Source organism: Pedobacter sp. Leaf250 (genome assembly GCF_920984735.1).
Classification (GTDB): Bacteria; Bacteroidota; Bacteroidia; order Sphingobacteriales; family Sphingobacteriaceae; genus Pedobacter.
Map to the genome: position 1 here is coordinate 22005 of NZ_CAKLBU010000001.1, position 25459 is coordinate 47463.

Annotated in this window: 22 protein-coding genes and 1 tRNA gene; 15 read left to right on the forward strand and 8 right to left on the reverse strand. The window is 34.9% G+C overall.

Going from position 1 to position 25459, the window contains the following annotated elements; all coding sequences use genetic code 11:
• The first annotated feature begins 47 nt into the window (after nt 1–47).
• The 13 genes from LUA91_RS00075 (at nt 48) to LUA91_RS00135 (ending at nt 17252) form a co-directional block, all read left to right on the forward strand.
• Entirely contained in the window at nt 48–2426 is a 2379-nt protein-coding gene (locus tag LUA91_RS00075) for an ABC transporter permease (protein WP_231423916.1), read from the forward strand.
• Between the two features lie 77 nt (nt 2427–2503).
• Nucleotides 2504–4876, forward strand: coding sequence for an ABC transporter permease (locus tag LUA91_RS00080; protein WP_231423917.1), 2373 nt, complete (start codon nt 2504–2506; stop codon nt 4874–4876).
• Between the two features lie 80 nt (nt 4877–4956).
• Complete coding sequence (locus tag LUA91_RS00085) at nt 4957–7356, forward strand: ABC transporter permease (RefSeq protein WP_231423918.1); 2400 nt, start codon at nt 4957–4959, stop codon at nt 7354–7356.
• Nucleotides 7357–7465: 109 nt separating this feature from the next.
• Nucleotides 7466–9889: an ABC transporter permease gene (locus tag LUA91_RS00090; RefSeq protein WP_231423919.1), complete on the forward strand. Its 2424-nt coding sequence runs from the start codon at nt 7466–7468 to the stop codon at nt 9887–9889.
• 115 nt (nt 9890–10004) lie between these two features.
• Complete coding sequence (locus LUA91_RS00095; protein WP_231423920.1) at nt 10005–10682, forward strand: ABC transporter ATP-binding protein; 678 nt, start codon at nt 10005–10007, stop codon at nt 10680–10682.
• A gap of 56 nt (nt 10683–10738) precedes the next feature.
• A complete protein-coding gene (locus LUA91_RS00100; RefSeq protein ID WP_231423921.1) occupies nt 10739–11536 on the forward strand; it encodes a helical backbone metal receptor in 798 nt (265 codons plus the stop codon).
• Nucleotides 11537–11580: 44 nt separating this feature from the next.
• Nucleotides 11581–11886, forward strand: a complete 306-nt coding sequence (locus tag LUA91_RS00105; protein ID WP_231423922.1) for a hypothetical protein — start codon at nt 11581–11583, stop codon at nt 11884–11886.
• A gap of 289 nt (nt 11887–12175) precedes the next feature.
• Nucleotides 12176–12257: transfer RNA gene (locus LUA91_RS00110), tRNA-Leu, on the forward strand.
• A 173-nt stretch (nt 12258–12430) separates the two neighbouring features.
• The gene (gene tig, locus LUA91_RS00115; protein WP_231423923.1) at nt 12431–13777 is read left to right on the forward strand and encodes a trigger factor; all 1347 of its coding nucleotides are present in this window, start codon (nt 12431–12433) and stop codon (nt 13775–13777) included.
• Nucleotides 13778–13857: 80 nt separating this feature from the next.
• On the forward strand, nt 13858–14217 hold the full coding sequence (locus tag LUA91_RS00120; RefSeq protein ID WP_231423924.1) for a four helix bundle protein: 360 nt from the start codon (nt 13858–13860) through the stop codon (nt 14215–14217).
• A 147-nt stretch (nt 14218–14364) separates the two neighbouring features.
• Nucleotides 14365–15072 (forward strand): ATP-dependent Clp endopeptidase proteolytic subunit ClpP, encoded by a 708-nt coding sequence (gene clpP / locus LUA91_RS00125; RefSeq protein WP_231423925.1) that lies wholly within the window; start codon nt 14365–14367, stop codon nt 15070–15072.
• On the forward strand, nt 15026–16294 hold the full coding sequence (gene clpX, locus LUA91_RS00130; protein WP_370633583.1) for an ATP-dependent Clp protease ATP-binding subunit ClpX: 1269 nt from the start codon (nt 15026–15028) through the stop codon (nt 16292–16294). Before clpP ends, clpX begins: the two co-directional genes overlap by 47 nt.
• Nucleotides 16295–16388: 94 nt before the next feature.
• Entirely contained in the window at nt 16389–17252 is an 864-nt protein-coding gene (locus tag LUA91_RS00135; RefSeq protein ID WP_231423927.1) for an AMP nucleosidase, read from the forward strand.
• A 441-nt stretch (nt 17253–17693) separates the two neighbouring features.
• Here the strand turns inward: LUA91_RS00135 and LUA91_RS00140 are convergent, their stop codons facing one another.
• On the reverse strand, nt 17694–18554 hold the full coding sequence (locus LUA91_RS00140; protein WP_010601359.1) for an RNA polymerase sigma factor RpoD/SigA: 861 nt from the start codon (nt 18552–18554) through the stop codon (nt 17694–17696).
• A gap of 379 nt (nt 18555–18933) precedes the next feature.
• Here LUA91_RS00140 and LUA91_RS00145 point away from each other — a divergent pair, with 379 nt between their 5' ends.
• Together LUA91_RS00145 and LUA91_RS00150 are read left to right on the forward strand one after the other, a co-directional pair.
• Nucleotides 18934–19530 (forward strand): hypothetical protein, encoded by a 597-nt coding sequence (locus LUA91_RS00145; protein ID WP_231423928.1) that lies wholly within the window; start codon nt 18934–18936, stop codon nt 19528–19530.
• Nucleotides 19531–19550: 20 nt separating this feature from the next.
• On the forward strand, nt 19551–19760 hold the full coding sequence (locus LUA91_RS00150) for a helix-turn-helix transcriptional regulator (RefSeq protein WP_231423929.1): 210 nt from the start codon (nt 19551–19553) through the stop codon (nt 19758–19760).
• Between the two features lie 308 nt (nt 19761–20068).
• Here the strand turns inward: LUA91_RS00150 and sucC are convergent, their stop codons facing one another.
• The 7 genes from sucC to LUA91_RS00180 all read right to left on the reverse strand — a co-directional run bounded on the left by sucC (nt 20069) and on the right by LUA91_RS00180 (nt 25446).
• Complete coding sequence (gene sucC, locus LUA91_RS00155) at nt 20069–21268, reverse strand: ADP-forming succinate--CoA ligase subunit beta (RefSeq protein WP_231423930.1); 1200 nt, start codon at nt 21266–21268, stop codon at nt 20069–20071.
• A gap of 257 nt (nt 21269–21525) precedes the next feature.
• Nucleotides 21526–22224: a hypothetical protein gene (locus LUA91_RS00160; RefSeq protein WP_231423931.1), complete on the reverse strand. Its 699-nt coding sequence runs from the start codon at nt 22222–22224 to the stop codon at nt 21526–21528.
• A 58-nt stretch (nt 22225–22282) separates the two neighbouring features.
• A complete protein-coding gene (locus LUA91_RS00165) occupies nt 22283–22591 on the reverse strand; it encodes a hypothetical protein (RefSeq protein ID WP_231423932.1) in 309 nt (102 codons plus the stop codon).
• Nucleotides 22592–22666: 75 nt separating this feature from the next.
• The gene (locus LUA91_RS00170) at nt 22667–23443 is read right to left on the reverse strand and encodes a ferritin-like domain-containing protein (protein ID WP_231423933.1); all 777 of its coding nucleotides are present in this window, start codon (nt 23441–23443) and stop codon (nt 22667–22669) included.
• 5 nt (nt 23444–23448) lie between these two features.
• A complete protein-coding gene (locus LUA91_RS20640) occupies nt 23449–23571 on the reverse strand; it encodes a hypothetical protein (RefSeq protein ID WP_255717730.1) in 123 nt (40 codons plus the stop codon).
• Complete coding sequence (locus LUA91_RS00175) at nt 23568–25142, reverse strand: DUF4173 domain-containing protein (protein ID WP_231423934.1); 1575 nt, start codon at nt 25140–25142, stop codon at nt 23568–23570. Before LUA91_RS00175 ends, LUA91_RS20640 begins: the two co-directional genes overlap by 4 nt.
• Before the next feature lies 1 nt (nt 25143).
• Nucleotides 25144–25446, reverse strand: coding sequence for a hypothetical protein (locus tag LUA91_RS00180; protein WP_231423935.1), 303 nt, complete (start codon nt 25444–25446; stop codon nt 25144–25146).
• Between the last annotated feature and the right edge of the window lie 13 nt (nt 25447–25459).

Here is a 25459-nt window from a genome sequence, read left to right on the forward strand (position 1 = left end):
GTTAATACGCCCAAACCCTAAACCTTATGCCCTAAACCTTATACCTTATGTTCAAATTAAACTTAAAAATCGCATTGCGAAACCTTTGGAAGAATAAAACATCTTCTTTCATCAATGTAATAGGTTTGGCTATCGGCCTTGCTGCCTGTTTAATGCTTTTGCTATATGTTTCGTACGAATGGAATTTCGATAAGCAAGCCAAAAACTGGAAAAACGTTTATATGGCCATGACGAATGTTCCTGGTGAGGGAAATAAAATTGCCGCCACCTTCAATGGTACTACAACTGCTTTAGGCCCGCTTTTAAAACAAAATTTGCCCGAAGTAAAATATGTTGCCCGCATGGATTATGGTAAAAAGAGCTTAATTGCTAACGGGCAAAACAGTTACAAAAGGGATTCGAAATTTGCCGAACCTGATATACTTAAAATGTATGATTACCATTTTATTTCTGGCGATGAGAAAACAGCATTAAAAAATCCGCTTTCGGTTATTTTAACAGAAAGCACTGCAAAGGTATTATTTGGAACAACCGATGTTTTAAATAAATCGGTTCGTTATCAGGATACCGAGAACCTTACCATTACAGGCGTAATTAAAGATTTACCTGAAAACAGCTCAAACCGGTTTGATTTTTTAATGCCATGGTCGTTATATGAAATGGTTGATCAAAGTGCTAAAGATTTAAACTGGAACAATTTCAGTTTTGTAACTATGGTTAGCCTCAATACTGATGCAAATATCGATTTGGTAAATCGTAAGGTCGAGGCTTTGGTAAAGGCAAATACGCCACAAAATCCGCAATCGCAACCGCATTTTTTATATCAGGCAAGCAAGTTACATTTGTTTGGCAAGTTTGAGAATGGCCAACCTTCAGGAGGTGATATTGAGCAAATCTGGCTTTTTATGGGGCTGGCATTTGGAATATTGTTAATTGCATGCATCAACTTTATGAACATGGCAACTGCTAAATCAGAAAAGCGGGCTAAGGAAGTTGGAATTAAGAAAACAATTGGTGCCAATCGCACATCATTAATTTTGCAGTTTTTGACTGAATCAATGGTGCTCACATTGGTTTCCGTTGTAATGGCAATCGCCTTAATCGAAATTTGTCTCCCTGCATTTAACCAACTTTTAAACATTAATTTGGGGATTTCATATTTCAACACAGCAAGCTGGATTGGCATATTGGGTATTGTAATCGCCACGGGTTTAATTGCTGGCAGTTATCCCGCATTTTATCTATCATCGTTTAATCCGATTCAGACATTAAAAAGGAAAATCAAATCAAGGGGCATTTTAACCATTAGCTTGAGGCAGGTTTTGGTTATTGGTCAGTTTTGTTTTGCTATTATTCTCATCATTTCCACTTTGGTAATCTACCGCCAAATTCAATATATCAAAAATAAACCAGTTGGCTTTGATGTAAATGCGTTGGTAGAAATTCCTCAAGATGGTGAATTAAAACACAAGTTCGATTTATTCAAAACTGAAATGCTAAAATCGGGTGCTGTTACGTCCATGTACCAATCGTCGGTTAGTCTTTCTCATCATGGCCGCAACTTTATGGATATGAAGTGGGATGGAATGACGAAGCCCGAAAATACAGTGATGTTTAATCAAGTAGCCACATCTTACGATTTCATTAAAACCAATGGCATTAAATTATTGGAAGGAAGAGATTTCTCTAAAAACTTTGCATCAGATACAAGTGCGGTAATGGTTAGTGCCTCGGCAGTAAAAGTATTTGGATACAAAAATCCGATTGGAAAGAAAGTAATGGTGTTTGGTTCAAATGCTTACATAATTGGTGTATTTGATGATTATGTTTGGGATTCACCCTACAAATCAAATAATCCTCAGATTGTTTATCTAACTACAGGACAAACCGGCGCTATTACCATGCGCCTTAATAATTCCAATAATTTACAAAGTAATATTGAAACCATAAACAGAATTACAAAGGCATTTAATCCTGCATATCCTACTGAAATTACTTTTGTTAATTCGTTATATCAAGAGAAATATAAATCGGAAAAAACACTTGGCATCCTTTCAAATCTATTCGGTGGATTGGCAATTTTTGTATCGTGTTTGGGTTTATTTGGTTTAGTTGCCTATAGTGCAGAGCAAAGAACCAAAGAATTTGGTGTTCGGAAAGTGCTTGGTGCGTCGGTTACTAATTTGATGCAGTTGCTTTCACTTTCATTCATTAAAATGATTATAGCTGCCATCATTATCGCTGTGCCGATAAGCTATTTTGCCATGGGTAAATGGCTCAATAATTTCGAATTTCATACCGAAATCAGTTGGTGGATCATTCCAGTTGCCGCTGTAGGAACTCTTTTAATGGCATTAATTACGGTAAGTTTTCAAGCTTATAAAACTGCAAAGGCAAATCCTGTTGATGCACTTAAATATGAATAATTGTTCAAGTTTTAAGGTAAAAGGCGTAAGGTTAATACGCCCAAACCCTAAACCTTATGCCCTAAACCTTATACCTTATGTTCAAACTTAACTTAAAAATAGCCATTAGAAACCTTTGGAAGAACAAGGGTTTTACGCTCATAAATATCGGCGGACTTGCCATTGGAATTGCGAGCTGTATGCTCTTATTATTGTATGTATCTTATGAATTTGGCTTTGATAAGCAATTTAAAAATTATAATACTACTTATGTTGCTTATACCGACATGAAAGCTAATGGGAAGATTCACAGTTGGGCTTGGACACCTGGTTTACTAGCGCCAGAACTTAAGGCTAAATACCCGGGGGTAGTTAATGCATCAAGATCTTCTTACCCATTTGAGCAACTAATAAGTTATAATGATAAGAAAATCAAGAACAAAGGTTTATTTGCCGATCCTTCAATTTTAAAAATATTAAACTATGAATTTTTAAGTGGCAATGTGACAACACCATTAAATAATATTAACAGCGTTGTACTTACCCAAACACTCTCAAAAAAATTATTTGGTAGCGAAAACCCAATTGGTAAAACCTTAAAGCTTGATAATGAAGATTTATTAAAAGTTGAGGCAGTAATTGCAGATTTACCCGCAAATAGCAGTATTAAATTTGACTACATAATGCCTTGGAAGTTAAATGAGAAAAGGCAAAAATGGATAAAAGAGCAGGGTTGGGGTAGTAACTTTTGCCTTACTCTTGTACAGCTACGAAACAGTATTTTACTTGATGAAGTAAATACCTCTGTTAGAAATATTTATAAAATCCACGACAATAAATTGGATAACAATGAATTATTTCTTCATCCGCTGTCTAAGTGGCATTTGTATAATGAGTTTGATAACGGTAAATCTATAGGCGGTAAAATTGGGCAGTTAAGAATTTTCTTTATGCTAGCCATTTGTATACTGCTTATTGCATGCGTTAACTTTATGAATTTGTCTACAGCACGATCAGAGAAAAGAGCTAAAGAGGTTGGTGTTCGCAAAGCGATTGGATCTACTCGTAAATCAATAATGTTTCAATTCATTCTAGAGAGTACTTTATTGTCCTTGATTGGAACTGTTATCGCATTTATTTTAGTTGAGATTAGTCTCCCATATTTCAATTCAATCTTAAATATTGATCTGATTATTGAATATGATAATTGGAGATATTGGCTCGTTTTACTTAGTTTGGTCACATTTACAGGATTACTTGCAGGTAGTTATCCAGCATTTTATCTTTCATCTTTCGAACCTGTAAAAGTGCTTAAGGGATTTAGTATTAAAACTGGTTCTGCAATTTCAGTCAGAAGAGTATTGGTTGTTTTTCAATTTGTTTTCGCTTCTTGTTTGATCGTTTGCACAGCTGTGATTTTTCAGCAATTAACTTATATCAAAAATAAACCGATAGGTTACAGCCAAGGAAATTTAATTCAAATGGCTGCAATGGGTAATTTAAGGCAAACAAATAAAATTGAGCTGTTAAAAAACCAACTGTTAAAATCTGGTGCGGCAGCAAATGTTTCCTTGTTGAGTATGAATATCGATGAAGGGGGAAATAATACATCAAGTATAAATTGGCCAGGCAAAAATCCGAACGACAAAGTCTTATTTAATCAAAGAGGAATTGGTTACGATTTTGTATCAACCATTGGAGCAAAAATGATCGAGGGAAGAGAATTTAAAATGGAATTTCCCGGTGATTCAAATAAAGTACTTATTAACGAAGCTGCCGTTAAAATCATGGGACTTAAAAATCCAGTGGGTACTGTAATTGGTTATGATGGATATAAGTGTACCATTATAGGCGTAATGAAAGATTTTGTTGCAGAATCTCCTTATCAAAAGGTAGCCCCCATGATTTTTAATCGAGCATATCATGATGATGGAGGCGTAATTTTGGTGCGGTTGAACGAGGCACAAAATATCAGTACTTCGCTGGCTCAAATCGATGCCTTGGTGAAAAAAATTAATCCTGATTATCCTGTAGATAGAAAATTCGTAAGTGATTCGTTTGAAGAGAAATTTGAATCTGAAAAGTTATTAGGAACGATCTCTAACTGGTTTGGAGGCTTTGCCATCTTCATTTCGTGCCTAGGTTTGCTTGGTTTGGCTTTATTTATGGCAGAACAACGCAAAAAAGAAATTAGCATTCGAAAAGTTCTGGGTGCCAGTACAAGTAATATACTCACTTTACTCAACAAAGATTTTATAAAGTTGGTTGTAATTGCTAATCTTATCGCATTCCCTTTGGCATACATTACAATAAACAAATGGTTGTCTGCATTTGAATATCGAATTTCTATATCTGCGCTTCCATTTGTACTGGCCCTCATGGTTTCTCTAATCATTGCTATTTTAACCGTTACCATACAATCAATTAAAGTAGCTAAGGCCAATGCAGTTGATGCACTTAAATATGAATAACGCTCAAAGATTAAGCGAAAACCTTTCTTAATACTCGATACTTTATACTAAATACCCGATACTATATACTTGATACTACAATGTTCAAATTAAACTTAAAAATCGCTTGGCGGAACCTTTGGAAAAACAAGGGGTACACATTCATCAACATTCTTGGGCTTTCCATTGGGATGGCCAGTTGTATTTTGATATTTATTTTTATCCGCTATCAAATGAGTTTTGATGAGGGATTTAAAAATGAAGATAGAATTTATCGCATTACAACTAATTGGACAACTCCAGATGGTTTCGAAGAATCGCAAGGGGTACCAAAGCCGGCGCCTGCTGCACTACGAAATGATTTCAAACAACTGATTGATAGAGTCGGGGCGATCAGTCAGGATGGTGGTATTATAAAAGTTAAGGATGATGCAGGAAAAGAAAAGATTAAACTCAAAGAAGATATTTTCTACGCTGAACCAGATTTTTTTCAAATAATGAGCTTTGAGTGGCTGCAAGGAAATCCTGTTCAATCGTTAAGTGAGCCAAATACGGTTGTTTTATCAAAAGATATGGCGACAAAATTGTTTGGTAATTGGAATCAAGCAGTTGGTAAAACCATCAACTATCAAAATAGAGAAGATTTTATAGTTACAGGAATTTTACAGGAAATGCCACAGAATAGTTCTTTTCCTCTAAATATTGTGGTTTCCTATAAAACTTTAAGAAGTCATAAAAATGAAGATTTTACTAGATGGGGAAATACATCATCGAATGATGAATGTTATTTTTTACTAAAAGATGGTGTATCAATAGGTGAAGTTCGCAATGCACTTATAAAGTTTTCCGAGAAATATTTTGAAAAAGATGTAACATCAAAAGAACAAATTAGTGCACAAGCATTAAGCGATATTCATTACAATGAAAATTTAGGAAATTTTGCTAGTAAAAATATGCCAAAGAAAGAGCTTTATGGTTTGGCCATAATTGGCGCCTTTTTAATGCTAACAGCTTGTATCAACTTTATTAACCTGGCTACTGCACAAGCAGTAAGCAGAAGTAAAGAGGTTGGCGTACGTAAAGTAATGGGCAGTTTACGAAAGCAATTAATCATTCAATTTCTTACCGAAACATTCACCGTAAGCGTACTTTCCTTACTTTTTGCTTGTGTTTTAACGGAAATCGCATTACCTGGAATGAAAAGTTTGTTCTACGATGATATATCTTTCAGCATCATCAATCATCAAATCATTTTGTTATTTATGATAGCATTGGTTTTGGTTGTTAGCTTTTTGGCTGGCTTTTATCCCGCTATGGTAATGTCTGGTTTTAGTCCTGCGTTAGCAATTAAAAACAAAATTACCGCAAATGCAGGTGGATTAAGCTTGCGCAAAGTTTTGGTAGTTGTTCAGTTTTCGATTACTGTAGTTTTAATTATCGGTACGCTTGTAGTTTTAAAACAAATGAACTACATGAGGGAGAAGCCATTAGGTTTCAATCCTTCGGCCATTGCAATGGTGAGTGTACGAAATGATAGTTTAAGCTTAATAAAATATCAGATTCTGCAAGAAAGAATTTCAAAAATTCCAGGTGTTATAGCCAGCAGTTTTTGTCGTAATCCACCATCTTCAAGTAATAATAACGAAACCAATTTTAAGTATAACAGTACTGAGAAGGCGAATTTTCAGGCAAATTCTAAACTTGCCGACGAAGATTATTTTAAAACTTTCGGCTTATCTTTTGTGGCTGGCAAGGCTTTCTCTAAAAGTGATACCATACGGGAAATTGTTGTAAACGAAACACTTTTAAAGAAACTGAATATTACTGATTTCAATAGTGCTTTGGGTAAGAGAATTAAAGTTTTTGGTAAAGAAGGAACTGTAGTTGGCGTAGTTAAGGATTTCAATAACTTAAGCTTGCATGAGTCAATTTCTCCTATCATCATCACATCAATAAAAGAAAATTATCAGAATTTGGCAGTGAAAATGGATAGCAAACAAATTAGTTCCATTATGCCTCGAATAGAAAAAATCTGGAATGAAACATATCCTGAAAATTTTTATCGTTCCTCATTTGTAGACGATGATATTAGCCAATATTACGAAATGGAACGCGTTATGGGTGTTTTATTCAAAGTTTTCGCAGGCGTAATTATCTTCATTTCCTTTATCGGTTTATTCGGACTGATTTCATTTGTTGCTACGCAAAGAACCAAAGAAGTTGCCATCAGAAAAGTGTTAGGTGCATCGACCATAGAATTGGTTAAAATGCTAAATGGCTCGTTTCTGATCATGGTTTTCATTGCAAATCTTGTTGCATGGCCGTTGGCTTATTTATTTGTTTCGAAATGGCTTTCGGGTTTTGCTTATCGGATTGATATCAGCATCTGGCCGTTCGCACTGGCCATGGTTATATCAATGGCGATAACTTTAATAACCGTAAGCATTCGTTCTTACAAAGCTGCGGTGGCCAATACAATTGATGCACTTAAATATGAATAAACAACCCCACCCAGCCTCCAAAGAGGGTAGGAGCTGCAAAATGTTGAAGCAAAAAGCTCAAAGCCATTTTCAATGTCTTGATACTTGATACTAAATACTTGATACTACAATGTTCAAATTAAACTTAAAAATCGCTTGGCGAAACCTTTGGAAAAACAAGGCTTATGCCGCCATTAATATTGGTGGATTAGCACTTGGTTTAACAGCTTTTGTGTTGATGCTGTTATACATTAATCATGAAGAAAGTTACGATAGCTGGTCGCCGGATTTAAAAAGCGTTTATCAGATTCGTGAGAAACACGATTTTTTTACGCCCGATAATAAAGAGCATTGGCAAGATGCTGTAAATAGCAGAATGGCTGCATTGGTAAGAAATAATATTCCTCAGGTTCAGGCGGTTACAAAGGTAGATCAGGAATGGGATTGGAATAATGGTTATTCTTTAAAAGTGGATAATGCAAACCCAGTAATGGTTAAAAAAGTTAAGGACGCTGACAGCAGTTTCTTTAAGGTGTTCGATTATCAATTTATTCAGGGAAACCCAGAAACAGCACTGAAATCACCAAAATCCATTGTAATTAAAGAAAGCATTGCTTTGAAGTTGTTTGGAACTGATAAAGTTCTAGGAAAAACAATTAAGATCGTGATATGGAGAAGTGATCCTGGTCAGCTGATGACGATTACTGGAGTGGTTAAAGAACCGAAAACCCCACAGTCCGTAGGTTTTAATGCCATTATGAGAACGGGAGATAAGGACAAAGATCCAGAAAATATCACAAATAGTAATTATTGCCAAGTTTACGCTAAAATGAACGGCGCTATTGATACGGCATTGTTAAATGAAAGCTTGATCAAGGTTTATGTTAATGCTAAAAAGGCTTCATTTGCACAACAGAAAAGAAATTTTAACGACTATTATAAAAATGGCAAACTGCCAGGTTTAAAAGCGGTACAAATGGAAGCAGTTCATGCCAATCCATCATTACAAATAAGCTGGAAAGATAAGTTGAAACCCATTATAGGAATCTCGATTTTCTTACTTCTAGTTTCGGTAATCAATTTTGTAAACTTAGCAACTGCTCAATCAGTTCAGCGGGCAAAAGAGGTTGGAGTTAAAAAAGTTCTCGGATCATACAAGGGCCAATTGCTAATGCAATTTCTACTCGAATCTGCATTACAGAGTATTGTTTCATTGTTTTTATGTGTTATTCTCGTCGAGATGATTTTACCTTCCTTTAATCATCATTTCAATGTTAACCTAAGCTTTTGGTATAATCCGCAATTATTGATGATGATTTTTCAATTATTGGCTCTATTTGCTTTTGTAACACTAATAGCTGGATTTTACCCATCATGGATATTATCAAATTATAATCCCGTTTCGGTTTTAAAGGGAAATTACGAAAACGGATTAAAGGGAATTGCATTGAGAAATATTCTTGTTGTTTTTCAATTTGTAATATCGGTAACGTTTATCATCGCCATTGGCGTAATGTACCAGCAAACACAATATGTAAGCAATAAAGATTTAGGGTTTGAAAAAGGAAATCTTATCAATATTAAATCAAATTACGAAGAAACATTTGCTGAACGATTAAGAAAAATTCCTGGTGTAAAATACATTGCCACCACCACCCAAGTGATGGGCAACGCTTTTAATGTTCCTGAAGAAATAACCTATAAAGACAGCAAAATTCCGTTGAACACAGTTACTGTATCTATAGATGCTTTGCAAGCACTCGGGGTTAAGGTTTTGCAGGGACGAATATTCGCTAAAGAATATAAACAGGACACTGTGAATTCGATAGTGTTAAACGAAAGTGCAGCTAAATTGATAGATAAAAATGCCATTGGGAAAATGTACGATGTGAAAACAGAAAAGAATAAATATTCTTTTCAAATTGTTGGAGTTATAAAAGATTACCATAACGAAGGATTTGATAAGGCCGTTTTACCAACCATTTATAAGGTTACACATTTAGGCGGTACTTCGAACACCAACAATTTACTGGTTCGTTTTGATACTGAAAATAGTGGGAATGTGATAAAAAAAATAGAGGCCGAATGGAAAGCTTTGTACCCAGATTATCCAATGTCGTACACCACAATGAGCAATGCATTTGATAAGGTTTTGGAAGATAACAAACGTTTTATGAACATGATCATCCTTTTTAGCGTGATTTCTGTATCCTTATCTTTATTGGGTTTGTTTGCGCTTTCTACATTTGTAGCTAAACGAAGAACAAAAGAAATTGCCGTTAGAAAAGTGCTTGGTGCTTCCAACATACAAATTGTAAACCTTTTAAATAAATCTTTCCTGATATTGGTTATTGCAGCCAATTTAATCAGTTGGCCAATTGCCTACATCATTATTAAAAAATGGCTCGAAGGTTTTGCTTATCGAATTGATATGCCTGTTTTGCCTTTCATTGTGGCAACCATTGTTTCCGTAATTATAGCGGTACTAACAGTTAGCATACAAGCGAGAAAAGCCGCTGTAACCGATCCTGTAAATGCATTGAAATACGAATAAGACCGAGAGTTTTAAGTTATACGTTTTACGTAGTAAGTGTATAAGCCTGCTGCAAATTTATTCGAAACTTTAAAACTTATAACCTACAACTTATAACTTACAACTTACAACTTTTATGATAGAACTAAAAAACATAGAAAAATACTACGCTACAAAAGGTATAAAAAATTACGTTTTACGCCATGTAACCACCACCATAAAGCAAGGAGAATTTGTTTCCATTATGGGTCCATCTGGTGCGGGCAAATCTACATTGCTTAATATTTTAGGAATGTTAGAAGAGCCTACGTACGGCGTTTACGAGTTTTTGGGTGAAGATGTAACTTCCTTAAACGAGCGCAAACGAATTGAATTGTACCGTAACCATATTGGTTTTGTATTTCAGGCTTATCACTTAATTGATGAAATGACAGTCTACGAAAATATCGAAGCACCATTGCTTTATAAAAAAGTAGGCAGCTCTGAACGTGCCAGCAGAATTGCGAATTTGTTGGATCGTTTTAATATCGTAGCTAAAAAAGATTTATTTCCCAATCAACTTTCCGGCGGTCAACAACAACTGGTAGGTATCGCAAGAGCTTTAGCTGCTCAACCAAGTATTATTTTAGCCGATGAACCTACAGGAAATTTACAATCGGCACAGGCAGAAGAAATTATGCAGCTTTTTCAACAATTGAATAAAGAAGATGGTATAACCATTATTCAGGTTACGCATTCGGAGAAAAACGCAACTTACGGAAACCGGATTTTACACCTCGCAGATGGCGTTGTAAAGGATGATGTAAAAATTTGAGTCAGAGGTATTAGGTTTTAAGTCAAATTTACTACTTAAAACGTATAACTTTGATTATGCAAAAATCTTTTATCGATCAAATGGGGCGGGAGATCACCATTAACTTCCCGCCCAAACGGATTATTTCGATTGTACCCTCACAAACGGAATTACTTTTTGATTTGGGATTGGATCAGGAGATCATAGGCTTAACGAAATTTTGCATTCATCCGATAGAAAAATTTGCCGGACGAACCAAGGTTGGCGGAACGAAAAAGCTAAATATTGATTTAATAAAAGATTTGCAGCCAGATTTAATTATTGGTAATAAAGAAGAGAATACGCAAAGCGATATAGAAGAATTAGCTGGAATTTTTCCAGTTTGGATGAGTGATATTTTTAACCTGGAAGATGCAAAAAAAACCATTTCGCAGATTGGGGAGTTGGTAGATAGGATGCCAGAAGCAGATTATCTAAATCATTTAATTTCTGCTGGTTTTAATGATCTTAAAACTTTGGCATTACAAAATCACATTGATAAAAGAGTTGCCTATCTTATTTGGCGCAAACCTTATATGGTTGCAGCTAAAAATACCTTTATTGATGATATACTTTTAATCAATGGAATGACAAATGTGGTGATGGTTAATCGTTATCCTGAAATTATGCTTGAGCAACTGAAAGCGCTAAGCTGTGAGCTGATTTTGCTTTCTTCAGAACCATATCCTTTTAAAGAAAAGCATATTGAAGAAATCCGAGCAGAAATACCTACTGCAAAAGTGATGCTGGTAGATGGCGAAATGTTCAGCTGGTATGGCAGTAGGTTGGTAAAGGCTGTGCAATATTTTTTTGAGTTTCAAAAAGAACTTTATTAGGCATTTAGTGTTGATCATTTATAATAAGTTATTCAGAAATAATTATGAAAAAAATACTCATACTTTCGCTTTTCGTGGCTGTAATATCAAGCTGCGGTTCCATGAGATCTGTTGCAACTGGCGAATCTATCTCAATTGAAGGAAAAATTACTAAAATGGGAATGACCACCTATCAATACGGTACACATAGTATAAATTATGCTGGTAAGCCATTCGCTTTAAGGAGCAGCAGCTTAAACCTCGATACCTACGTAGATAAACAAGTGGTCTTAAAAGGAACTAAAGTTTCTGGATACCCTTTAGAGGGCAGACCCGAACTAATCGAAGTATCGGAAGTGGTAATGAAATAATTATAGCAAATGGTGGGTTAGGGAATGTTGAATAGATGCACTGTTAAATTTTAACTAAACCTGATTGACGCGAAAAGCTCCCGATTCTTCTATCGGGACTTGCAGCAAAAGCAGGACTGATGTAACCGATAACCACAGCAATTGCTTTTCAAAAAATAATTTTAAAACTATTCTCGTTCAAAATTAACTACTTAGCAATTTCGACGAAAAATAATTTATAATTTATGGTAGATACTTTTTGATTATTCAATCTAGTTTCTATCTTTGCAGTCCAAAATAAATCCTAATTGCGGATGTGGCGTAATTGGTAGCCGCACCAGACTTAGGATCTGGCGCTTCACGGCGTGGGGGTTCGAGTCCCTTCATCCGCACAATACATGAAGCCGTTTCGATTAACATCGAAGCGGCTTTGTTTTTTAAAACATTGATTAATAGTAATTAATAATTGGTGTGCTAATTTAATTGATTGTTATGTGCCATTTGCTTCAAATCACATTACAAGCTTCAAAGTTAATTGCACATCTTAATACTCATAGCTTAAAAAATGAATATTACACAAGAAAAAACCGGCAACTTAAATGCTGTTGTAAAAATCAAAATCGCACCTGCAGATTATAGTGCAAAAGTAGAAAAAGCAATTAAAGACCAAGCAAAAAAGGCACAATTACCTGGTTTCCGTAAAGGGATGGTTCCTGCTGCTCACATTAAAAAAATGTATGGTAAAAGTATTTTGGTAGAAGAGGTTAACAACTTGTTAAACGATACACTATCTAATTACATTGCCGAGCAAAAATTAGAAATTTTAGGTCAGCCATTGCCACAAATGGATAATGAGCGTGAATTCAGATGGGATAATACAGATGAGTTTGAATTTGATTATGAATTAGGTTTAGCGCCTGCATTTGATGTAAATATTTCTTCGAAAGATAAATTTACCCAATATGTGGTTAAGGCTGATCAAGAAACTTTAGAAAGCCGAATCAAAAATATCCGCCGCAGTTATGGCAAAATGACCAACCCAGAAGTGGCTACTGAAACCGATGTGTTATATGCCGAAATGGTGCAATTGGGTGCTGATGGTTCTGTTTTTGAAGGTGGAATCACAAATACGGCTACCATCCGTTTAGATTTAATTACAGATAAAAAAGTACTTAAATCTTTAGTGGGTTTAAAGAAAGATGATGTGGCTATAGTTGATGTTCAAAAAACTTTTGAAGATAAGGCTGCAATTGCTAAAGCACTTAATATATCTGAAGAGGATGCCGCAGATTTAAAATCGAACTTCCAATTAACTGTTAAAAACGTTAATCGTTTGGAAGAATCAGATTTAAATCAAGAGTTTTTCGATAAACTATTCGGAGAAGGCACTGTAACTGATGAGGCTGGTTTTAGAGCTAAAATTCAAGAAGAAGTAGAAAGCATGTTTACCCAAGATTCGGAACGTAAATTATCAAACGATATTTATGAAGAACTTTTAAAGAAACATTCTTTTGATTTACCAGATGAGTTTTTACGTCGTTGGTTAAAAGCTACAAATGAAAAACTAACGGACGAAGAATTGGCAGAAGGTTATGATGATTTTGCTAAAAATCTTAAATGGACTTTAATCGAAAACAAAATCATTAAGGATAACAGCATCGAAATTAAATATGAAGATGTAGTTGCTGCAGCTAAAGCGAAATTAGATGCTCAATTTAGAATGTATAGCCCAAGTCCACTTCCTGAAGATCAGTTGGCGCAATATGCAGTTCAATTTTTACAAGATAAAGAAAATGCCAACCGTACTTTTGAAGAAGTAAAAGCGGCAAAAACTTTCGAGCAAATTAAATCTATCGTTACCTTGGATCAACAGGATATTGATTATGATAAGTTTGTGGCCTTGGAGAAATAGGGGATAGCATAGGGCATGGAGCATAGTGCTTTGAATGTCTTTGTTTTGTGTAGAATCAATTTAAAATCTTATTTTGTTTGATGGCAAAGTTTAGATTTCAAGACCTTTTAATATGGCAAAGAGCCATTGTTATTGGTGATAAATTAATTGACATATCTGAGCAATTAGAAGAAATAAAAAAAATTAGATTCGCAGAGCAGCTTCGAGGGGCTGCTCTTAGCATATCTAATAATATTGCTGAAGGCTCTGGTTCTAATTCCAATCCAGATTTTAAGAGATTTCTAAATTATGCTCATCGATCTATTTTCGAAAATGCCAATATTCTATTAGTATTGAATTTAAGATCGTTGGTATCTGACAAAGATTTGTCAGATTTGTTAGAAGATTTAGATATTTTAGCAAGAATGATATCAAATTTTTCGAAGAGTTTGAAATCTTGAGTGCTATATTGTCAGTGATTATGATGTGGTATACTCTTTGACTATCCAACTATAATTGAAATATTATTTATATTTTGGTTTTTTATTATTCACGAACTATGGGGACAGGAACTTCAAGCGCTATGCCCTCTGCTAAAAACCCTTAAAATGAACATAGATCCACAAGAATTTAGAAAATTTGCCGTTAAACATCAAGGAATTGGTGGGTTACACGTAGATAAATTTATAGCACAGGCTAATCTGAATCCACAAAGCATGACGCCTTATATTATTGAAGAACGCCAGTTGAATGTTGCTCAAATGGATGTTTTTTCAAGATTAATGATGGATCGTATCATCTTTTTAGGCGATGCGATTTATGACGGAAATGCCAATATTATTCAAGCACAGTTGTTGTTCTTACAATCAACAGATGCGGATAGAGATATTCAGATTTATATTAACTCTCCAGGTGGTTCGGTGTATGCCGGTTTAGGTATTTACGATACTATGCAATACATCCAGCCAGATGTAGCTACCATTTGTACAGGTATAGCAGCATCAATGGGTGCGGTTTTATTGGTTGCTGGTGCAAAAGGTAAACGTGCCGCTTTACCACACTCAAGAGTAATGATTCACCAACCATCAGGAGGTGCACAAGGCGTGGCTTCTGATATGGAAATCAACTTGAGAGAAATGTTGAAATTGAAAAAAGAATTATACGATATAATTTCAGAGCACTCTGGCCAAACTTACGATTGGGTGGAGAAAGCTTCAGATCGCGATTACTGGATGACTGCCGATGAGGCAAAAGGATTTGGTATGGTTGATGAAGTTTTATCGAGAAACGCAAAGAAAGATGGCGAAACAAAATAAAGAATCCCGTTGCTCATTCTGCCATTCTGGCAAGCATGAAACTTTAATGTTAATTGAGGGCATGGATGCATTTATCTGCGATAAATGTGTAACCCAAGCCAATCAATTGCTTGCGCAAGAATTAGGAACCAAGAACACAAAAAATATTCAAGCGGCAATTTCTTTACTTAAACCTTTAGAAATTAAACAACACTTGGATCAGTATGTAATTGGTCAGGATGATGCAAAGAAAGTATTATCGGTAGCAGTTTACAACCATTACAAACGTTTGAATCAAAAGGTTGATAAAGACGAGATAGAGATTGAAAAATCGAATATTATGTTGGTGGGAGAAACCGGAACTGGTAAAACGCTTTTGGCTAAAACCATTGCTAAAATTTTGCATGTACCTTTTTGTATCTGCGATGCAACAGTTTTGACAGAAGCTGGTTACGTTGGTGAGGATGTTGAAAGCATTTTAACCCGTTTACTTCAAGCTGCTGACTATGATGTTGCCGCTGCAGAACGTGGTATCGTGTATATTGATGAAGTGGATAAAGTGGCCCGTAAAAGCGATAACCCCTCAATCACTCGTGATGTATCAGGTGAAGGCGTTCAGCAGGCATTGTTAAAAATTTTGGAAGGTACGGTTGTAAATGTCCCACCTCAGGGCGGGCGTAAACATCCAGATCAGAAAATGATACCAGTTAACACGAATAATATTTTATTTATTTGTGGTGGAGCATTCGATGGTATCGAACGCAAAATTGCCAACCGTTTACGCACACAGGCCGTTGGTTACAAAGTGAAGAAAGATGAGGCAATATTAGACCTTAAAAATCTTTACAAGTACATCACACCGCAAGATTTAAAGTCATTTGGTTTGATTCCAGAATTAATTGGACGTATTCCAGTTCTTTCTCACTTAAATCCGTTGGATAAAGAATCATTGCGCAACATTTTAACTGCACCAAAAAATTCGTTAATCAAGCAATATGTAAAGCTTTTTGCTTACGAGGATGTTAACTTGGTTTTTGAAGATGATGTTTTGGATTTTATTGTTGATAAAGCAATGGAGTACAAATTGGGTGCCCGTGGTTTAAGGTCGATTTGCGAAGCGATTATGTTGGATGCGATGTTTGATACACCAACGCAGACGGATGTCAAGGAGTTGCACATCAATCTTGATTATGCGATAGAAAAATTTGAAAAGGCCGACTTTAAAAAGTTACAAGCTGCATAAAAAAATCAAATCCTTCCCGCAAATCGGGAGGGATTTTTTTTAATACAATATTTATTAACGCTATGCGCCTGGCGCTATGCTCAAAGCTATTATAATGAACGAAGAAAAAGACGTAAAAAAAGACGAGGCCATTGTTGAAAAGGCCAAAAAAGTAAAAGAAGTTGAAAGTCCTGTTAAATCTGGATTAAAATCGAAAGACGAAATCGTTAAAAATTGGTTGCCAAGATACACGGGCAGACCATTGGATCAATTTGGAGACTACATTCTTTTAACCAATTTCAGTAAATATTTATCCATGTTTTCTGAATGGAATGATAACGCACCGATTATGGGCTTAGATAAGCCAATGCAAAGTGTTACCGCCAATGGAATTACGCTTATTAACTTTGGTATGGGAAGTCCGCTTGCTGCAACCATGATGGATTTATTAACTGCGATTAGACCTAAGGCTGTTTTATTTTTAGGGAAATGTGGTGGTTTAAAAAAGAAAAATCAATTGGGCGATTTAATTCTTCCAATTGCGGCCATTAGGGGAGAAGGAACATCAAACGATTACTTACCTGCAGAAGTCCCAGCATTACCGGCCTTCGCATTGCAGAAAGCAATTTCGACTACCATTCGTGATCATGGCAGAGATTACTGGACTGGAACATGTTATACCACAAACCGTAGGGTTTGGGAGCATGATAAAGAATTTAAAAAATACCTTAAAACACTGCGTGCTATGGCGGTTGATATGGAAACTGCAACCATTTTCACCACAGCGTTTGCAAATAAAATCCCTGCTGGTGCATTATTGCTTGTTTCAGATCAGCCCATGATTCCTGAAGGGGTTAAAACTGCAGAAAGTGATAGCAGTGTAACCGAGAAATATGTAGAAACGCATTTAAGAATTGGTATCGATTCGTTAAAACAATTAATTAATAATGGATTAACGGTAAAGCACTTATTGTTTTAATCGTCGGTTAATTATTAGTTAAATCAAATGCATAAATGTTCGTCCTTCCGAACTTTTTCAGGATTTTATTGCATTTATCTTACGAGGAGTAATGTGATGTTTGAAGATCGGTTTGCCGGTCTTTTTTTATGTGCTATTAGTTTAAGGGCAGGGATGAAAATGAGGGTAATCGCTTTAAGATGCCAACCTGCATGGAAATAGCCGCGTAAATGTATATATTTTTAGTTTCAACCGTCTTTGCGAGGAGGACGACGAAGCAATCTCATACTTAGTTACATTACAAAATGAGATTGCCACAGCCGAAGAAAAACCGGCTTTGCAATGACGCACAAGTTAGTGGGAGGTTAGGTAGTTGCTCCTTTACCTGAAATTTAATGCATAAAAAAGGCCGACAAATTTGTCGGCCCCTAATTATAAATGTTATATAAAAAGTATAAAGTCTTAACCTAAATATGACTTTAAGATTTTACTTCTTGATGTATGACGTAAGCGTTGTAATGCTTTGTCTTTAATCTGTCTCACACGTTCACGTGTAAGGTTAAATTTCTCGCCGATCTCCTCTAAAGAAAGTGGGTGATTAGAACCTAGACCAAAGAATAATACGATAATTTCTCTTTCTCTTTCTGTTAAAGTAGATAGAGAACGTTTAATCTCTTCAGATAATGATTCGTTGATTAATGAACTATCTGTATTTGGCTCATGGTTTTCCAATACATCCAATAATGTATTTTCTTCTCCTTGAACGAATGGGGCATCCATTGATACGTGGCGGCCAGAGTTACTTAAGGTATCAGAGATCTTATCAACAGTCGTTTCTAAAATATCTGCCAATTCTTCAGGAGACGGCTCACGCTCATATTCCTGCTCTAATTTAGAGAAGGCTTTACTGATTTTACTTAATGAACCAACCTGATTCAAAGGTAAACGTACAATACGGCTTTGCTCTGCAATAGCTTGCAAAATAGACTGACGAATCCACCAAACGGCATAAGAAATGAATTTGAAACCTTTTGTCTCATCAAAACGCTTTGCAGCTTTGATCAAACCTAAGTTACCTTCATTAATTAAATCTCCTAAAGTTAAACCTTGATTTTGATATTGTTTTGCAACAGATACTACGAAACGTAAATTGGTTTTAGTTAATCGCTCTAATGCAGCTTGATCGCCTTCACGAATCTTTCTTGCTAAAATTACCTCTTCCTCTGCTGTTATTAAATCTACTTTACCAATTTCGTGTAGGTACTTATCTAACGACTGACTTTCACGGTTGGTAATGGATTGCGTTATCTTGAGTTGTCTCATTTATACGTTTTGTGTGCTCTTTAATTGTTGAAGTGTGCAAAGTTACGAAATTGTATAGCAATCCGAAAGGATAAAATGCTGAAAATGTTGCCGTTTGCACATGTTTTTTACAGTTTTACTTACAACAAAAATCATTCCAATAAAGTTTTTGACGGTATTTATTAATATGATCTTAATTTAATTGTTATTCGGTTATTATTTATTGTAAATCAATAAATATATTTTGATTTATGATAAATATATTTTTATGTTTGTGTTGTAAAAATTAAACAAATATGACGCAAGTGATATTTTCTATTCAATAGTAATTTTTAAATCAACGCTTTTGCTATTAAAACCGAAGGTATTTCCCAATATGTAAAAAAGACAATTTTTTGTGATGACAGATAAAACTTTTAAAATCTCTAAGCAAGCAGGTATAAGCCTAATTATTATTGCGTTAACAACAATCATTAGTGGCCTTTTTACCGCTTACGGTAATTATAGAGATGGCTCTATTGCTGTAAAGTTAATGGAAGTTAATGCAAAGCAAAAAACGAAAGTTGTAGGTGTGGGCAAGTTTACAAATAGTAATGTTGGCGTGTATGAATTTAAGCCTACAATGGCACAAGCAATTATATTATCCGAAAGTGGACTCAGTGGTATGGGGGCGGCTACATTGTTTTACTTAATGTTAGGCGGAGCAATTTTAACTTTAAGTTACAAAAACTTAGGGATGCTTGAAAACATAACTGAAACTAGACTTTGGCAGGCTGTTGCATTAGGTGGAATTTTATTTTTCGCCTTAAAATTTTTGTCTAAATTTTTGATTAACAACTATGTTAGTAAATTGGTAGGGCATGAGTTTAAATACTTTCAGGATACAACCTTAGCCCTCAACTTTACCATACTTTCTTTAATTGCGGTACTAGCAATCATTTATGATTTGCTTTCTTATTCAAGAAAGCTAAAAGAAGAAAACGATTTAACAATTTAAATTTACGCCAAAACTATTCCATGCCAATAATTATAAATTTAGATGTTATGCTTGCCCGTCGTAAAATGTCGCTTACAGAGTTGAGCGAAAGGGTAAGCATTACTATGTCTAACTTATCAATACTTAAAACTGGTAAGGCTAAGGCTGTTCGTTTAGAGACCTTAGAATCTATTTGTAGTGTTCTAGATTGTCAGCCTGGCGATATTTTGGAGTTTCGCCCAGAAATGTAACCGAAGAACAATTTACTTAACTAAAATAAACCTGATAGAAGGAAAATACTTTAAATGGCTTTTAAAGTTACTAACGCTTATAGGCAATTAGCTAGTTAGCGTTAGTAACTTTGCCATTAAAAGATTGAAGTGATAGCGGGACTTTCGGTACCGAAGTACACAAAAACCTGATTTTCAAAATATTTTTACCACCTAAGAAATTTAAAGTCATTCAAGCTAAGACGTTGTAAATTTTGAAACAAAAAAACCTTCCAGTTTACACTGAAAGGTTTCTATATCTTAAGACCTCGCTTTAAGCTTTCTGCTTATTATGCTTGTTCAGCCAATACTTTAGTTACTAAATCAGCTGCTTCTTTTAAAGCAATTGCCGAGTAAACTTTAAGTCCAGATTCATCGATTAATTTCTTAGCCTCTTCTGCGTTTGTACCTTGTAAACGGCAGATAATTGGCACAGGGATATTTCCGATCTCCTGGTAAGCATCGATAACACCTTGCGCAACACGGTCGCAACGAACAATACCACCAAAAATGTTAATTAAAATAGCTTTTACGTTAGGGTCTTTCAAAATAATGTTGAAAGCAGCTTTAACTGTTTGTGCATTTGCAGTTCCACCTACGTCTAAGAAGTTGGCAGGCTCACCACCAGCCAATTTAATAATATCCATAGTTGCCATTGCCAAACCAGCACCGTTAACCATACAACCTACGTTACCATCAAGGTTAACAAAGTTTAAGTTACTTGCACTTGCTTCAACTTCCATTGGATCTTCTTCAGCAGTATCACGCATTGCTGCATAATCAGCATGACGATATAATGCGTTTTCATCGATATCAACCTTAGCATCAACAGCGATAACTTTGTCATCAGAAGTTTTTAATACTGGGTTAATTTCGAACATTGATGAATCAGTAGTATCGTAAGCTTTATACAAAGCAGTTACAAATTTTACCATTTCTTTGTGTGCAGCACCGCTTAAACCTAAGTTAAACGCTACTTTACGAGCCTGGAAACCTTGTAAACCTACTTTCGGATCAATTTCTTCTTTGAAGATTAAGTGTGGTGTATGCTCAGCAACTTCTTCGATATCCATACCGCCTTCAGTACTGTACATAATAATATTGCGACCTTTTGCACGATCTAACAATACAGAAATATAATATTCTTTAGTTTCAGAAGCACCTGGATAATAAACATCCTGAGCAACTAAAATCTTACTCACTAATTTACCTTCTGGTCCGGTTTGAGGTGTAACCAATTGCATACCAAGAATATCGGTAGCGCGTTGCTTTACTTCATCAAGGTTTTTGGCTAATTTTACGCCACCACCTTTACCGCGACCACCTGCGTGGATTTGTGCTTTAATTACAACCCAATCAGAGTTATAATCAGTTTTCAGTTGCTTAGCAGCCTCAACAGCTTGCTCTGGAGTGTCGGCAACAATTCCTTCTTGAACGTTAACACCGAAACTTTTTAATATTTGTTTACCCTGGTATTCGTGAATATTCATTTGCTACAAAATTTGCCCAAAGCTACAATTTCAAACCCTTTAAACAAATAGATATTTCCGTTTTTTTCTAGAAAATGAACGTTTTGTGTTAATCGGGAAATACATCCCTGCTAATGCTGCAATCTTTTGATTTTTGGAGTTGACAACCTTAATTGCAAATTTCTACGGAAAGTTATCAACTCCTAAAAAAAATCAAAAGTATTTCCGCGTTTATCAGGTTTATATACTAAGTATCTGGCTCCTGGCTGCTGAACAAATTATAATACCTTCTTTGCAAGTGCTTTTACTTCTTTCTTAAAAGCAGTATCGAATACGGGCTTGGCAGGTGCTCTGGTTTTTAAGTTGTATACAAAATAATCAACTTCATCTTTATCATCAAAAACCTTATCACCATTGGTATCTTTTATTAAATCCATAAAAATTAAGTCATGCTTAGTGTCAATTTTCCAGGTATACACTGCATAATTTTCTGGGGAAATTTGGGTAAAAGATTTCCCTTCCAAACTAGAGATAAACAGCTTGTGTGGATCTTTGGAAGTCAACTTTTTATCGCCATCGAAATCAGAATTAATAACCTCATAATAAATGTAACTATTTGATAATATGGAAGATTGATTTGAGTTTTGATCTGAAGAGCCAATATTAAATTTACTGATAATTAGTTTTTTATTGGTGAGTAGTTCGCTCTTTCCAGATACCACATTATGGAAAACTAAATTCCAGTAGTTTGTTTTTCCACCACGGGAATAACTCTCAAACTTTTCAGTATTTAGGTTAAGTGGATAAATAATTATATCGTTACTATTAATAATTATTGAGGAACTATATTTTATATGGGTTTCAAAACTGCTTTCGGTACTTGCCTTTTCCTCTGTAGATATACTTTTATCTGTACTTGAACATGATAATAAAAATACAGTAAGTGCAAATAAGCTAATATAAATTTTTTGTTTCATGGCGTTAACTTTTTGTGGGATTAATAATGTGGTTTGGGTGTTGCGATGTAAAATCGCATTAACTTCCCGCGATTGGCGATCCAAAAATGCCTACTGCCATTTCTGCCCAGATTAAAAACAATACAATTAAGATTACTACCAAAGCAATGGTTCGGCTTGTGCCGGTTTTCATGTTTCTGATCACCAATTCTATTGCTACTCCTGTACTTAAAAGTAATATTCCAGCCGCAACAAAGTCTGATAGTGTCCAATTTACCTCGTTAGTAAATTGCATTGCAATTAATGGAATGCATAAAATTAAGGCGATTACGGTTAAAATAATAGTTATTCTTAATTTAAAAGGGTTCATTGTTTCTTGATTTTTCATGATGTTTTTTGTTGTAATTAACTTATGAATTTTAACGATTATTTCGAATGGGTATTAAAGAATAAATAGATTAGATTATGATGTTTGGATGATTTCGGAAGATTCGAAATTAAAAGATTTATTGTCGCTCAAATTGTACAAAATCGCTTTTCCGGCAACTTTGCCAAGCTTGAATTTCATTTTTCTGAAGTATTGAAAAAAATTAAGTTTACCCGCCCTAAATAATTTTTGATGTGCAAACCAAACAACTAAACTGGTACAGATAAAAAAGCAGGAGTAAGCATTGTAGGCGATGAATTTTGAAAGATTATTTTTACTATTAAAAATGATATATAACCTTTCCTTCTGAAATGTGATGTGGGCTGCCTCATCAATTAAAATATCGGTACATATTTGTTTTAGTAAGCTACAGTTGGTAGCGTCTTTTAATGCCTGATAAAAAATTTGTGCAGCACTTTCAACAGTAATTACAGCGATAGTCCATAATTCCATATTGGTGTTGTAATATCTAATTTTTCTAAACATGGTATCGCCCCAATCTTTATTAATTCTCGGTTCATCAATTAAATCGAGATATTTCCCTAAGTTATTTCCATGCTTTTGTTCTTCTCTGATAAATAATTTTACGCTATTCGGGTATTCATGATCATTTATCTTATTGGCATATTTATTTGCTGCATGTAATAAATGTTTGCCTTCTGAAGTTTCTCCTAACTGCCAAGCCTGTAATGATTTAACAATATTGCTTTTTTCGGATTTTGTGAGCATAGGTTGTAAAGACCAATCGATGCGATTAACCGTTGCATTTTTTGTGAAATAGTTTGTCCAGTACTGTGATGAATGAGTTTTCATAAGATTTATTTTGTATGTGGTTCGTTAATCTGTATCTCAAAAATATTTTCTACAAGGTGGGCTATAACAAACCATGCTAAAGAAGCTATGGCGATAATCATAGCAATAATTTTGTGGTGCTTTTTCATTTTTTGATACCAAAATATTTTGCCATATTCCAATCCTGCAAATTCCATGAAAGCCAGCTCACCTCATTGTATCGCTCTTTAAAAGAGGTGATTCTATTATTTAATCTCTTCTGAAGTTGCCCTTCATCTGAACTGTAAAGAATTGCGTTTGCTGGAACTTTGCTGCCAAAGTTTGTACTCAATTCTTTTTTATATTTATCAATTGTTGGTAGGGTTTTATCGGATAAGGATAGCAGATAATCCGGATCGAAAGCAATGGTTTCTCTATGCGCAAAATTGTATTTCACGATAGTAACATCCCAATTGATTGTAGTAAAAGCAAGAAGCAGGATATACCAAATATTACCATTTATTCTCAAGAGATAAAAGAAGGATTTTTGCTTTGCTACCTTAATAAAAACGGTAATTAAACCCACAATACAAAGTATGGCAAAAACACATACCCCGATTCTTTTATAGGTTAAACCATACACTTCTATATAGTGCGCATCTCTGATGAAAACAGAAATAATCAGTAGAAAATTCTGAATCATCCATGCATAAGCCAATACTTTAAGTGTTTTGCTTTTCGAGTAAAAGTTTAAATTTCCTCTAAAAAAATAAACAATTATGGCCATGGCCAAAATGATGCTGAATATCAAAGAATTTGTACCATCATGTAATTCGGCAGCATAATTTGTTTCTGCAAGCTGTTTTTCATGTCCTAACCAAAGCCACCAAATATCAATTCCATTTAAAACAAGCAAGAGAAAATTTAAAGCAATAAAAGAGATTAAAGCAATAATGTATTCCGTTTTTAATGCCATTTTTTTAGAGATTACTCTTCCCATAAATATTTGAGCCATCTCGTTCCACAGTGTTTTTATCCTATTAGTGCTTTTCTTGCGATGTAAGTCTTCATCCATATTTAATTCGATTTTCTCGAAAACATGATCGTAAAATGTGATAAGTAATCCACCGGTTAAAGCTAAACCAAGACAGAAATGAATGAAGCGTTCGAAACTTAAATCATTAAATATGAATCCAAATACTTGCGTTAGTACTTTTGCAATGTTGTCTCCAAGTTCTGATGCGTATTTTTCGAAGATTGCATTGGCGCCACTGTAGATCCCGATAAAAATAAACACCATAATTAATGGGAGGATGATATATTTTAGAGGTCGTAGCAATGGCCTGACTTTGAATTTTCCGATTTGAAGATCAGATAAGCGTCTGAAAGCTGTTGCGGGTATAGCAATAATTTGCAAGCCTACAGCCATAAATGCTATCCACACAGATCTTATGCTTTGATAATGCGAGAAACCAACAAATAATAAAAAACTCACGTAGTAGGTAGCAAGCGATAGATCGGAATTGTTAACAACCACCATTACTGCAGCAAATAAGTGTGCAAGTGCATAAATTTTAAACTGATTTGTTTTAGCAACTTCACCATTTAAGAAAGTAATTGTGAGCACAAATAAACTATAAATCAATTGGTTAAGGGCCAGTCTTTCATGCCAAAAGATCACGCTAAATAGGATTCCGCCGATTGCGGTAGCCAATAAGAGAAAATTAGATTTTGTTTTCATTTTAAAAAGCGATTGTGAGTACAATGAAGAAATACAGTATTGCAATAGGAATAATAACCAACATTTTATATGCAGTTAGGATAGAGATATTTCTATTTTCGGTATAAACGAAAGAGGAGATTATTAAAGCAGAGAATACAATAAGATTAAATATTAGGGTGAACAATAAATATTTCTGCCCTAACATGATCAATATACCTGCTTTGCTAATGGAGAAAATGATCAAAAGAATTGTTCCAATGATGAATGAGTAAAAGGTGGTTTTCTTACCTATTTTAATAATTAATAGCTCTAGTGATTTCATATTTTAAAAGTGC